Source organism: Aliivibrio sp. S4MY1 (assembly GCF_028765545.1).
GTDB lineage: Bacteria > Pseudomonadota > Gammaproteobacteria > Enterobacterales > Vibrionaceae > Aliivibrio.
In genome coordinates, this window is the sequence record NZ_JARACP010000005.1 from 240960 (window position 1) to 254634 (window position 13675).

Sequence of the window (13675 nt, forward strand, 5' to 3'; positions counted from 1 at the left end):
CAGATAAATGCGAATAAAAAAGGCGACAGTATTATGCTGTCGCCTTTGGTATATAAAAATAACAATGAAATTTACTTCGGTTTTTTCTTTAATACTTCATCAATATCAGCGGCACTGTGGCGCTCTGGTACTTGTTCCCACTCTTCGCCCCATGAACGGTTTACAATGCGTCCACGTTGCACCGCTTCTCTAGCTTCAAGCATTTTTGCCCAGCGCACTACGTTGGTGTAAGAGTCTACTTGTAAAAACTCGGCGGCATCATACAAGTTACCTAATACTAGGTTGCCATACCACGGCCAAATCGCCATATCAGCGATACTGTATTCTTCCCCTGCAACGTAAGTATTTTTAGCAAGTTGTTTATCAAGTACGTCTAATTGACGTTTTGCTTCCATTGAAAAACGGTTAATTGGGTATTCTTGTTTTTCATCAGCATACGCATAAAAGTGACCAAAACCACCACCTAAGAATGGGGCTGAGCCTTGTGCCCAAAATAGCCAATTAAAGGTTTGCACTCTCGCACTGCCTTCTTTTGGTAAAAACTGACCAAATTTCTCAGCCAAATGAACCAAAATAGAAGCCGATTCAAACACATGAACTTCAGGATCAACAGAGTGATCAACCAAAGCGGGGATTTTTGAATTTGGATTCACATCCACAAAGCCTGATGAGAATTGATCGCTCTCACCAATATTGATTAAGTAGGCATCGTATTCAGCCTCTTTGATGCCTAGTGTCAGTAACTCTTCTAACAGAATCGTTACCTTCTGACCATTGGGCGTCGCAAGTGAATACAGTTGCAAAGCGTGCTCGCCAATCGGAAGCTCTCTCTCATACCTTGCACCAGATTCAGGACTGTTAATGTTCGCCCATTTATTACCGCCATCAGTATCATTAACCCAAATTTTTGGTGGTGTGTATTCAGCTGTCATTGATAGATCCTTATCCATTCGGAGTAACGTGCATTAATTACTTATTAATATAGACGACTTTTTAACAGTGCAACGGTCCCTTCTGATTTTTCATAATCAATAGGGAACTCAATCAACTCATCCTCTGTTTTAAAAAATAAAGAGGGGAAACCACTTCGACCAATTGAGCGAGAAAATGCAATTTCATCTAACAATGCTTGGTGCGTCTCTGGAGATAATAAATCCAACTCAAACTTCACCATATCTAAACCAATGTCTCTCGCACAGCCGAGCAATACGTCATTATCACTCGGGTTCATCGCTTTTAAATAATAAGCGGTTTGAATTGCTTCAAGCATTGCTAATTCAGCACCTTGAGCTCGTGCAGCAAGAATGGCACGGCAAGAAGGATATGTTGAGCGACGAGGGGTATTCTTCTCCCAAAAGTCATGATTAAAAGAAGTACCTAAGTAGTTTTCTATTTTTTGCCAATATGATGCGATTTGGGTCTGCATCTCTTGCGACATAGGCTCTTCGGAGTCAGGTGCTAACCCACCAAGAACATAGACAATATCGACGTCGCTAGAAACGGCTTGTTTAACCTTATTCCATACTGGTTTATAGCCCCAGCACCATGAGCACATTGGGTCGTAAACGTAATAAAGTATCGCTTTTTCCTCTGACATAATTTAATTCCTTTTAAATAATTACTTTCATCATATGGGATGCATTACTTAATAGCAAAACATCAAAGAAGGGCATAGAATCGACACCATTCAGATAGCGCACTACTGTCGTGTTGATGTAGATTATTAAAAGGGTCGTTATGTATACATTTTTTGGGGCTTTGGCTTTTATTCTATGGGGACTAGTTCCTGTTTACTTCCACCAACTGGAAGGCTTTAGCCCTGCATTAATTTTATCTAATCGTATCTTTTGGTCGGCGGTGATTCTGGTTGCTGTTTTTTGTCTCAAGCCTAATTTAATAGACAAAAAGCAATGTACGGCTAGAAATATCTCTATTGCGTTTATGGCTGGGATCATGATGAATTTATCGTGGTTAGGATTTGTATACGCTACCATCACTAATAACATCATGGCAGCGTCATTAGCCTTTTATATTACGCCTGTTTTTGTGTTTTTTATGGGCTTTGTCTTTTTTAAAGAAGAGCTAAAATCACCACAAAAAATCGCTCTATTTCTGATGGTATTAGCCATTGTAAGTTATGTGTATTTAGACCAACAATTGCCTGTGTTAAGTTTGGCTATTTCACTCTCATTTGCGAGCTATATTGCCATAAAAAAACTGATTAAATTAAATACGTTTGGTGCTGTTTTCTTTGAGCACATTCTTTTTGCACCTATTGCTTTGTGGTACATCATCACTCACTCTGATGGACTTTCTGCACTTAACTGGGCGACCTTAATGGGAGCTGCACCATTGCAACTTATCCCTATTTTATTATTGAGTATTTCCATTCTCAAAACACCATTAAGCAAAATAAGTTTACTTCAATATATTGAGCCAACTTTACACCTTGCTTTAGCGATGTGGGTTTATCATGAGCCGATTTCTAGCGGTCAAAAGTGCGCGTTGATATTAGTCATTCTCTCTATCATGGTTGCTAACATAAAAATGAAGAAGCCAAATAAGCCGAACCTTGCTAATAAAAGCTAATTGGAAGATAAAAATCCAATTCGAATTCTTCAGATTCATTCAAAAAATGATTCTTGTGGTAACGCACATACGCCGGTGTTGATCTTAATTTAAAGCCTGATGCTGGCAACCATTTCTCTAATACCGTACTGATTTGTGGCAGTAATTGCCCATAAACACCATGAAGTCGAAACACAGCATGTAACCCGCCAGGGATCACCATTTGGTTTACCACACCACGGTATTTCAATGGTTTATCAATCGCAATACACGCCACATAACGGCACTTATTAAGTTCAACCCATGCAGGATTTGAATGGTGTAAGCCAAACTGAGTAGAGAAATCTCGATTCTCTGTATTTGCCCACGCTTTTAATACCAACCACGCATTACGAATAGAGCGGTTATAGCCATCGTGTCTCACATAAGCCGCCAGCAGTTCTGAAATCTCTGTAATTTTTGGTTGAGGTAACACTCTATCAGCCACGCTTAAATAGCCTGCCGCAACTTCAGGATCTTTCAAATACGGTTTATCTGATATTTGTAAATCGTGCTTACGCCATTCACCCGGAGACATATCAAAGGTTGATTTAAATGCACGGCTAAAAGAAGAGAGCGAGCTAAAACCACAGGTATTGGCAATATCTAAAACGGTCGACTTAGTATCAAACATAAGCTGATTCGCGGCATATTCCATACGAGTTCGGCGAATATACTGATGAATCGACTCTCCCACCACTTGTTTAAAAATACGATGAAAATGCTGCTCTGAATACGCTGCCACCTCAGAAAGCTCTTTTGCCGTAAGTTCTTTGCTGATGTCTTTATGTATATAAAACAGAACATCATTGATTCTTGATATGTGTTGTTGGCTCATAAACTCAAAATAGCATAAATGGACATATTTATAAGCATAAACGGACAAACATAGTTGTGCAACGCCTTGTACTATCAAAGGATAAAATAAATAAGATAATGATGGGAACACATATGGAAATAGCTCACTCACTGCAACAGATCCAATCTTCTTATATCAGAGAGATCTTAGCGGCAGCAACGGACAAGAATGTTATCTCTCTCGCAGGTGGGTTACCTGATGAGAAAACGTTCCCAATTGATTTAATGAAGCCAACATTAGAAAGCCTATCTGATATGCCAGAAGTCTTTCAATACGGTGCAACCGCAGGTTACGGTCCTCTGTTAGAGCTACTGACAGAAATGTACCAATTACCAGAAACGCACATGCCAATGATCTGTACCGGCTCTCAACAGGGACTAGATCTTATTGCACGAGCTTACATCAACCCAAATGATACCGTAGTAATGGAAGCTCCGAGCTACCTTGGTGCTATGCAAGTCTTTGGTTTGGTTCAAGCCAATATTGCGACCGTATCTCAAACAGATTTTGGTCCTAATCTTGAAGAGCTAGAGCAATGCTTTATTCAAGACTCACCAAAAATGTTCTATGCAGTACCTGATTTCCACAACCCAACGGGCGTATGTTGGTCATTAGATACACGAAAAAAAGTGGCTGAGTTGTGCATTAAATACAAAGTCGCTTTCATAGAAGATGCGCCATATCGTGAACTGCGTTTTACCGGTGAAGCACTGCCAATGGTTTCCACTTTTTGTCCTGACGATTCTATTGTGCTACGTTCATTCTCAAAAATTGCCTCTCCGGGTTTACGTATCGGTGCAGTAACGGGCAAGAAAAGCTATTTAGAGCCTCTGATTAAAGTAAAACAAGGTGCTGATTTACACTCAAGTGTACCAATGCAAGCTCTATTGGTTGGCTTATTAAAGCACGCTGACTTTGGTCTGCACATGGAACAAATTCAAGCGTTATACAAAACGCGTTATGATGTGTTATTCGCAGAACTGAAAAAACAATTACCTGAAACTTGCGTGCTAAACCCTGTTGATGGCGGCATGTTCATTTGGTTATCTCTACCTGATTGCGACACTTTCGCTCTGGCTAAAACGTTAATTGCTAACGGTGTTGCTGTAGTACCAAGCCCTGTATTTTATCCAAAACCAGAAGGCGCCCCCTCTGCACTGCGTTTAAACTTTACTAATGCAAACCCAGAAGAGTTAGTTGAAGCCGTTGGTCGTCTAACGAAAGTATTGAATGAAGCGTTAAGCTAATTCTGTAAAGCGATAACGATAATCATCATAAAATTTATAATTTAAGTGGTATATAAATGAAAATATTCAGTAATTTTGAAAGTGGTAACATCCATGTCGTTGCAGCGAATACGCCTGATGATATTCAGTTAACTATTCCTGCAGATAACCAAACTGAGATCGCTCAATGGTTTCACTTTCGTTTAGAAAGCCAGCCTCAACAACAGCATTCATTTAAAATCTTAGGGTTAGCAAAATCAGCTTATCCTGAAGGTTGGCAAAATTACGATGTGGTTGCTTCTTATGACCGTGAAGAGTGGTTCCGCATCCCTACAGAGTTTGATGGCGATACGCTTAGCTTTAATGTGATGCCAGAGTACCGTTCAATGTATTTCGCATATTTTGCACCTTACTCGTACGACCGTCACCAAGACCTACTTCACGGTGCACAAACCCACCACCGCTGCCAGTTAGAAACGCTTGGTGTGACATTAGATAATAATGACATCAGTATTCTAACGATTGGTGAACCTGCCGAAGGTAAGAAGAATATCTGGATCACTGGTCGTCAACACCCGGGGGAGACAATGGCGGAATGGTTCATTGAAGGCTTATTATCACGCCTATTAGATGAAACCGACACGGTTGGCCGTGCCCTACTTGATACAGCTGTTTTCCATATTGTCCCTAACATGAACCCTGATGGCAGTATCCGTGGTCATTTACGTACCAATGCGATTGGTGTGAATTTGAACCGTGAATGGCAAACACCATCAATGGAAAGATCACCGGAAGTATTCCTTGTTCGTGAGCGTATGCTAGCCACAGGCGTTGATATGTTCTTAGACATTCACGGCGATGAGGCTATTCCATACAACTTCGTTGCCGGTGGTGAAGGTATTCCCTCTTACAATGAGCGTATTGCTGCTTTAGAGAATACCTTTAAACAAGCTCTATTGACTATCACACCTGAGTTCCAAGACGAGATTGGTTACGATAAAGACGAGCCAGGTACGGCAAACTTAACCGTTGGTTCTAACTGGGTTGGTGAGCAATTCAAATGTCTGTCTTATACTGTTGAAATGCCGTTTAAAGATCACATTAGCCACGCTGATGAGCTGTATGGTTGGTCTCCAGAGCGAAGCATCGCCTTTGGTCAAGACACGCTATCTGCTATTTGGGCTACCGTTGGTAAGCTGTAGTCACTTTTGATAAATAAAAAAAACGGCGCAGATATAACTCTGCGCCGTTTTTATTTAAGACCAAATTTCATTAGTAAAATAATTATCTATTATCAAGTTCTCATACCTTTCAATCCAAGCTGAATCAATTAAATCAAGAATATCCATTCCAACTTTAGAACTATGTTTCTTATTATTATCTAACAGCAACAAGGTAATATGAAGGTATGTCGAATTATATAGAAAAGTTCCCAGTTCGTAAGAAAGTGTAATAATGGATCTTTCCGTTTTATATTCGAGCAGTTTCATAAAGCTACCAATGACAAGTGGCCAAGTATTATTGCAGACGGCCTCTACATCTTAATGGCATCTAAAAACATTCGCTTTTTTAAAATGCTATGGTGAATCTTTACTAAATAACTTGGCTACAAGTGGGTGTTTACTGTTGAACCTTCGATTGAATCTCTGTTCCTGCTTCTCTCAATAAATTAAACGGCGACATTATCACGCCTTTTACGGCTCCTTGAGTCGCTTGTTGAGATAACTCTTCCGTTTTATCGATAATTTGATCGGCTTTTGCCATGATAGGGGGCACTTCTTTACGCAATCTCTCCAATTCTTTAATCACAGCAGGAATGGTTGTTACTCGGTACCCTTTACTTTCTACAAAAGCTTTAGGAAAGACCTGTTCGCGGTAATTTTGCAGTTCAACCAGAGTATTAGGCACTGTTTCTTTATTAACAGTATTCATTACCGTGATCACTTCAGGTAATGATTCCGTACGAATGGACTTAACTTCATCAAGAATAAGTGGAATTTTATTATCAACAGAAGCAACGGTCTGATTTACATCCTTTACCGTATCTTTCACTTCACTGACTAAGGTTAAAATTTGAGGAGTGAGATCTTCAATGTGCTGAGCCAATAATAGCCATTGATCAATTTCCAATTTATCAGCCGTTTTATTTACCTCAGTCATTAATTCAGGATACCTATCAACAATGGTATTTACTGAGTTAGTAAACGCGTAAATGGTGTACCCCAAATAAAAAATTGAGATTGCTAATATCGCCTGTATTGCTATTCCTAATCGAGCCAACATAATCATACCTATTGTATATTTTCTTAACGATAACCTAAGTTTAGGTAAGAATACACAATAACGAGAATAGATTATCAAACCAATGCTAATAATACTCCACCCACAGTTAATGCTGCAGATAAGTATTGCCCAGCGGAATAAGAGGAGTCATTTTCTTCTTCGATTTTATCTGGATGATCCATCCCTAAAGCACCATGAGCAAAAGACTCAACGTCGTCCCCCATGTCTTTGTTTAAATCACGGTTTAGTTGGCTTTCTTTTTCTATATCTTGAAGCGCATACAATAAGGCCTTTCCTTCACTTGATAAGCTGACTTGGTTATCACTTACCGATATCGTATTTCCCATTGAAGAGACCTTCACACTTGGGTTAGCAACCATGATAGTAGAAGGCACAGCTTTACTGTATGTCATTGCATTTTGATATGAAGAAACGCCACTTATCATTACTCTGTCCTTTGATGAATAATTAACCGTCTATCAATTATATCGGTCACCAAATAGAAAACTTGTGAATATTTATTGTCTATTGATTTGATTTTTTGATGCGCTTCACTCTTTTTTGCTGCCTTTACTATTGTTTATTTTTCATAAGTCGAATTCAGGGCTTGATCTCTTTCTTATCTCCGCCTATAGTTAATCGCAATTCGACGATTAACTTTCAGTGCAGTAAAAAAGGTAAGATAATAACGATGACTTGTAATGTTAATGATACTTCAACTTTTCGCTCTACAGAGCAAGATCTTCAAAAAGAGAAAGAATTTGCACTATTAGCAAAAGCCCTTTCACATCCTGCACGTGTGCGAATTTTACATATTCTATCTGCTCTAGAAAAAGCAGGTGGCTGCCTAAACAGCGACCTAGTCTCTGAATTAGGCTTGGCGCAATCAACCGTTTCTGAGCATTTACGTATTTTAAAATTGGCTGGGTTTATTACTGCTGAGTCAATACCACCCAAAATGTGCTATCGCATAAACCGAGAGTGTATTCGTCAATTTGAAAACCTGACTCAAAGTATTTTAGATTAATACCAACGTGATTATTAGCGATACACTGTCACAAATACGTAATGGCCTAGCAGTTAAATAAACTAGGCACTTTAAGCTTTGTAATAGAGAAACTTCGTGATAATTCTTAATTATATCAATCGAATTTCGACGATTTACGATTAATGAGTTTTAAATTTACAACCTAAACTAAGGCGAGATTATGCAACCTAAACTAGGATTTCTAGATAGATATTTAACACTGTGGATTTTTATCGCTATGGCTATTGGTGTATTACTTGGGGTCCAGTTCCCTCAAGTGGCACAATGGAATGAATCCATGTCGGTCGGTACAACCAATATTCCATTAGCGATTGGTCTGATCTTAATGATGTATCCACCGTTAGCAAAAGTGAATTACAACTTACTTGGTACGGTCGTAAAAGACAAACAAGCCATTACCCTTTCTCTAATTATGAACTGGGTTGTCGGCCCTATTCTGATGTTTATTCTGGCATTAATCTTTTTAGGTGATCACCCAGGCTACATGGTCGGTATTATTCTGATTGGCTTAGCTCGCTGTATTGCCATGGTATTAGTTTGGAATGATATTGGTGGCGGTAATAAAGAGTATGGTGCGGCTTTAGTTGCGATTAACTCTGCGTTTCAAATCGTAACGTACAGCTTTATGGCGTGGTTATTCATTAGTGTGCTACCACCGGTATTTGGTTATGAAAGCATGGTGGTTGATATCTCTATGATGGATATTGCTGAAAGTGTTCTGATTTATCTTGGTATCCCATTCTTAGCTGGATTTTTAAGCCGTAAAATCTTGGTTTCTAAAAAAGGTGAAGAGTGGTACAACACGGTTTTCATTCCAAAAATCTCACCTATCACCTTGATTGCTCTATTGGGTACGATTGTTCTGATGTTTAGCTTAAAAGGTGAAATGATCCTTGAGCTACCAATGGATGTGGTTCGCATTGCTATTCCACTGGCTATTTATTTTGTCTTAATGTTCTTCACTAGTTTCTTTATCGGCAAGAAGATGGGGATTCCTTATGACAAGAACGCCTCTATCGCTTTTACAGCAACGGGAAATAACTTTGAACTAGCGATTGCGGTTTCTATCGCGGTATTTGGTTTGAACTCTGACCAAGCTTTTGCAGGGGTTATTGGGCCTCTAATCGAAGTGCCAGTTTTAATCGCTTTAGTTAATGTAGCTTTGAGAATGAAAGGAAAAGAAAAGGCAAGCTCAATCGCTTAAATGACAGCCCTTTAAAAATATATAAATGGAGTGTTAATGTTTGAATCATTCAACCCTAACCCTCCATTTTACTTTCACTTATTAACTCACCAATATTTGTTTATCTGTATAACGCTTAATTAAATCATCAATGTTCAAAGGTTTATCAAAGTAATACCCTTGCAGTAAATCGCAGTGGTATTCTTTTAATTTCTCATGCTGCGCTAGGGTTTCAACACCCTCTGCTACAACCTTCATTTGGCATGAAGATCCAATCGCAATGATCGCTTTCACCAAAGTATCACTTTGCTTATTGTTTAATAGCTTATCAACAAAAGAACGATCTATTTTGATTTCACTGATAGGCAAGTTATTTAAGTAATTTAGTGAAGAATACCCAGTACAGAAATCATCTAGAGAAATGCCAAATCCTTGCGCCCTGAGTCTTTGTAATACAGGAGAAACCATCGCAAGATCATCAATAAAAATATTCTCAGTGATCTCCAATGTCACCCTGTCGATATCAATTCCTGACTCTTGCACAATTGCCATCACTCGTTGTTCAAAATCGAGGCGAGCTAATTGTTTAGGTGAGATATTAATAGAAACCCCTATTGCATTTTCCCCATTAGGCATTAATGCCAGTGTATCTCTACATGCTAAATGGAATACATAATCACCAAGGTCGTGAATAACACCAATACGCTCTGCAACAGGAATAAATTCAAGAGGAGACACGATGCCTAATTCGGGATTGTGCCAGCGACATAAGGCTTCAACCGACTCTATTTCTTGTGTTTCGGTATTGATTTGTGGCTGGTAAGCCACACTGATTTCATTTCTTTTTACTGCTTGATTAAGTTGGTTTTCAAGTAATGTATTATATTGAACCTGCTGATTAATATCTGCGTTGTAAAACATTACATCGCCCTTTTGCTCCTCTTTTGATTTATATAAAACAATATCTGCTTTTGATATAAGTTCTTCGGAGTTAGTGCCATGATCAGGGTAGGTTGATACCCCAATTGAACATTTTGTAGCAACAGCGACACCATCTAACAAAAAAGGAGACATAAATAAGGTTTGAATCTGCCTAACTTTACATTTTGCCCCTTCCTGACTATCTAACATAGAAAAGCAAAATATGAATTCATCTCCACCAAAACGAGAAACACAATCATGATTTCCAAGAATACTTTCAAATCGTTGACCAATTTGCTTTAATAATTGATCTCCAGCAGCATGTCCGTATTGATCATTAATGCGCTTAAAATCATCTAAATCAACAAAAAAAATCGCAGCTTTCTTATTTTGTAATTTTGATAACGCAATCAATTTTTCTATATTTTCAGTAAGTTGCATACGATTAGGCAAATCGGTTAATTGATCATATTTAGCCATGTACTGCATTTCATTTCTACTTATTTTTAATCGCTCAAAATCATCTATAACCTGCCCCTCTAACGTCACAAAATGTCGGTATACACGACGACCAACGCTCACTGTTAAAAACGTTAAAATGAAACTAAAAGGCAAGGTTAATCCTAGGAGTTTCAGTAGCTCTTCATTCCCTTGCGTCACTAGCATTTTTTCTTTTTCTTTAATGAATGCTGAGACACGGTTGGTATGAAAACCGGTCCCAATGACCCAATCCCAGCCATCAATAACTCGGAAATAACTGATTTTAGGCCCGAGTAAATTCGCCCCTTCAACTAATTTGTTATTATAGAGTAGAAAGCCTTTTTTCTCAGTCGCATTAAATAATAACTTACCAAGCTCATCATTCACTTTATAAACGTCGATAGAATGGTCTGTAATTACTTTTTGATTAATTAATTTTGCATCACCGTCTAAATCAAACACAAAGATGTAGCCATCATCATCCATGTTGATACTAGAGAGCATTCCTAATACTTGCTGCTGAACCCCTTCTTCAATATCCAAAACATATTCACCAGAACCAATATACCAATTAAATGCACCTAACTTTCGATCAAAACTGACCTTAGCGAACTCCTCGCCTCCATTGCCTGGTTTGATATACCAATAATGGTTAAACGCTTCTCCTTTATTATTTAATTCTTCTTTTTTGCGCTGAATATAATAATTACCACGAGAGTCCATGCGATTAAGTATTGAAGTATTTTCTAAATCAGGGCTAATCGGATGCATCACATTCATCCCATCCAGCGTCGAAATGTAAAAGTATCCACGCCCGCCATCAAAGCGAATAGGACGTAATGAATCAATAATAAGCTGTTTCACTTCTTCTATCGGCTTATCTTGGTTTTCAAGCAACAATCCATTGGCGATGCTAATTGCCGTATCAACACGAAAGCGAAGTTTTTCTCTGGCAATCTGCTCTACCAGCATCTTTTCATGATTTATTTGTTGATATAACTGATCAATATTCGACTTTATTTTTTGCTTTTGAGTGCCAATAACATCTGTCCGTACCGACTCCACCAAAATATTTACTTTGACCTTGTTGTCTTTCACAATAAAAAAGTTCAGCACTACGGTAAATATAAGAATGATCACAATAGGGAGATATTGCAGCACTCTTAGTAATTTTCGGTTACTCAATAATTTCATGGCAGGCAAACTCAATATGGATAAAAAAACACCAAGATTTTGCCTTAAAAATTACAGAACATCAAACCATAAAAAGAAAAAGTAGATACTTTACCTACAAAGAGTTAAACAAATGGACTATCCAGCTCTCATGTAAGCTCATTTTATTTACTGATTCGCCTTTTGTTGATCTGGGTTAAGCTATTGATGATGTATTTTTAACATCAACTGATACCCTAGTCTCTCTGCTTTCTATCGGTGTATGCAATGAAACCTTCTATCGAAAAAGTCTTACTTCAAATCGCATTGGATCTTAGTTCTAATTTATCAAGTGATTTACATTACCAACGTTTGATCTCTTCTATTCATCAAGTATTTCCCTGTGATGCCAGTGCATTGTTTGTATTAGACCATGATGGGATCTTAAAACCCGTTGCTGTTCAAGGCTTATCTGCCGCTGTGTTAGGCCGTAGCTTTCCACCCAAAGTACATCCGAGATTACAAGCAATTCTAGAGAGTAAACACCCTGTTCGATTCGAATCAAACTCAGACTTACCGGATCCCTTTGATGGCTTATTATTGGTTGATGAACATGTCAATATTGAAGTGCATGACTGCTTAGGGTGTAGTTTATATGTCGAAGATACTTTAGTGGGTTTACTAACCCTAGATGCATTAGAGGTTGGTGCCTTTAAAAAGATAGATAACATAACCATTGAAACTTTCGCAGCATTAGCGGCAGCAACCTTACATAATAAAGCTTTAATTGAGACACTAAAAAACAGTAATCAACAACAGAAATCGATAAACCAAGCCTTAATCCAACAAGCCCGAAATCAAAAAGGTGAATTGATTGGAATTAGCCCTCAAATTGAACGATTACGTAATAATATCAAGATGGTAGCGCATTCTAATTATACTGTACTCATCAGTGGTGAAACGGGTTCGGGTAAGGAATTAGTTGCGCACTCAGTCCATGAGCAATCTTCCCGGAGTGACCAAGCAATGATTTATGTAAACTGTGCCGCATTACCAGAGTCTCTCGCAGAAAGTGAATTATTTGGCCATGTCAAAGGCGCGTTTACTGGTGCAAATAACCATCGAGCGGGCAAGTTTGAATTAGCGGATAACGGTACGATCTTCTTAGATGAAATCGGTGAATTGCCTTTATTAATTCAAGCCAAATTATTACGTGTTATCCAACAAGGTGAAGTTCAGCGTGTTGGCTCCGATAAAAACATAATGGTGAATGTGCGTATCATCGCCGCAACTAACCGAAATTTAGAGCAAGAAGTAGAAGCAGGATGCTTTAGAGCTGACTTATTTCACCGTTTAAATGTATTCCCTATAAATGTGCCTCCATTGCGTGATCGTGACGGGGATATTTCTGTTTTAGCGGGCTATTTATTAGATAAAGTTCGTACCCAATTTAACGTGCCTAACCTTCATATTCATCCACGTACATTAACTCATTTAGAGAATAGTCCGTGGTTAGGTAATGTACGAGAACTTGAACATACATTAATGCGAGCAGGGCTTCGTGCAATACAAGAAAACGATACGAGTATTACTCTAGCTCACTTTTTAGGAGATGTGGAACATTCTAATGATGTTAAAATAACAACAAACTTACTACCTAAAGAAAGTAAGCCAATGAGAGAGCTGGTAGAAACCTATCAAAAACAATTAATTGAACACGTTTTAGCTGAATCGAATGGAACTTGGTCAAAAGCCGCCGAATTTTTACAAATGGATAGAGGTAATCTGTATCGAATGGGTAAAAAATTAGGGATCACTAATTCATAAAATCGAACCCACTGATGTGTTTATTACAACAAATTCGATGTGATAAATACATCAGACTGCTTTTCAATCCAAAGTAACATCAATAAAAT

Annotated in this window: 12 protein-coding genes; 6 read left to right on the top strand and 6 right to left on the bottom strand. The window is 38.4% G+C overall.

Annotated features, from left to right (window positions below; genetic code table 11):
- Positions 1–71: 71 nt before the first annotated feature.
- On the bottom strand, positions 72–932 hold the full coding sequence (gene yghU, locus PVK71_RS07795) for a glutathione-dependent disulfide-bond oxidoreductase (RefSeq protein WP_274418591.1): 861 nt from the start codon (positions 930–932) through the stop codon (positions 72–74).
- Between the two features lie 44 nt (positions 933–976).
- On the bottom strand, positions 977–1597 hold the full coding sequence (locus PVK71_RS07800; protein WP_130086270.1) for a DsbA family protein: 621 nt from the start codon (positions 1595–1597) through the stop codon (positions 977–979).
- A gap of 140 nt (positions 1598–1737) precedes the next feature.
- On the opposite strand from PVK71_RS07800, the gene PVK71_RS07805 reads away from it, so the two are divergent.
- On the top strand, positions 1738–2589 hold the full coding sequence (locus PVK71_RS07805) for an EamA family transporter (protein WP_274418590.1): 852 nt from the start codon (positions 1738–1740) through the stop codon (positions 2587–2589).
- On the opposite strand, the gene PVK71_RS07810 is transcribed toward PVK71_RS07805, so the two are convergent.
- Positions 2576–3445 carry an AraC family transcriptional regulator gene (locus PVK71_RS07810; RefSeq protein ID WP_274418589.1) on the bottom strand — a complete coding sequence of 290 codons (870 nt, stop codon included), beginning with the start codon at positions 3443–3445 and terminating at the stop codon, positions 2576–2578. The two genes, PVK71_RS07805 and PVK71_RS07810, sit on opposite strands and share 14 nt — an antisense overlap.
- A gap of 113 nt (positions 3446–3558) precedes the next feature.
- Between PVK71_RS07810 and PVK71_RS07815 the strand changes: the two genes are divergently transcribed.
- Both PVK71_RS07815 and PVK71_RS07820 read left to right on the top strand, forming a co-directional pair.
- Complete coding sequence (locus PVK71_RS07815) at positions 3559–4713, top strand: aminotransferase-like domain-containing protein (protein ID WP_274418588.1); 1155 nt, start codon at positions 3559–3561, stop codon at positions 4711–4713.
- Positions 4714–4769: 56 nt separating this feature from the next.
- Positions 4770–5894: a M14 family metallopeptidase gene (locus PVK71_RS07820; protein ID WP_274418587.1), complete on the top strand. Its 1125-nt coding sequence runs from the start codon at positions 4770–4772 to the stop codon at positions 5892–5894.
- 418 nt (positions 5895–6312) lie between these two features.
- Here the strand turns inward: PVK71_RS07820 and PVK71_RS07825 are convergent, their stop codons facing one another.
- Together PVK71_RS07825 and PVK71_RS07830 are read right to left on the bottom strand one after the other, a co-directional pair.
- On the bottom strand, positions 6313–6975 hold the full coding sequence (locus tag PVK71_RS07825; RefSeq protein WP_274418586.1) for a hypothetical protein: 663 nt from the start codon (positions 6973–6975) through the stop codon (positions 6313–6315).
- A gap of 74 nt (positions 6976–7049) precedes the next feature.
- Positions 7050–7355, bottom strand: coding sequence for a hypothetical protein (locus PVK71_RS07830; RefSeq protein WP_274418744.1), 306 nt, complete (start codon positions 7353–7355; stop codon positions 7050–7052).
- A gap of 311 nt (positions 7356–7666) precedes the next feature.
- Between PVK71_RS07830 and PVK71_RS07835 the strand changes: the two genes are divergently transcribed.
- Together PVK71_RS07835 and arsB are read left to right on the top strand one after the other, a co-directional pair.
- Positions 7667–8002 (top strand): ArsR/SmtB family transcription factor, encoded by a 336-nt coding sequence (locus tag PVK71_RS07835; RefSeq protein ID WP_274418585.1) that lies wholly within the window; start codon positions 7667–7669, stop codon positions 8000–8002.
- Between the two features lie 181 nt (positions 8003–8183).
- Positions 8184–9227 (top strand): ACR3 family arsenite efflux transporter, encoded by a 1044-nt coding sequence (gene arsB, locus PVK71_RS07840; protein ID WP_274418583.1) that lies wholly within the window; start codon positions 8184–8186, stop codon positions 9225–9227.
- A gap of 81 nt (positions 9228–9308) precedes the next feature.
- On the opposite strand, the gene PVK71_RS07845 is transcribed toward arsB, so the two are convergent.
- Complete coding sequence (locus PVK71_RS07845; RefSeq protein WP_274418582.1) at positions 9309–11801, bottom strand: bifunctional diguanylate cyclase/phosphodiesterase; 2493 nt, start codon at positions 11799–11801, stop codon at positions 9309–9311.
- Between the two features lie 246 nt (positions 11802–12047).
- Here PVK71_RS07845 and norR point away from each other — a divergent pair, with 246 nt between their 5' ends.
- Entirely contained in the window at positions 12048–13586 is a 1539-nt protein-coding gene (norR, locus tag PVK71_RS07850; protein WP_274418581.1) for a nitric oxide reductase transcriptional regulator NorR, read from the top strand.
- The last annotated feature ends 89 nt before the right edge of the window (positions 13587–13675 follow it).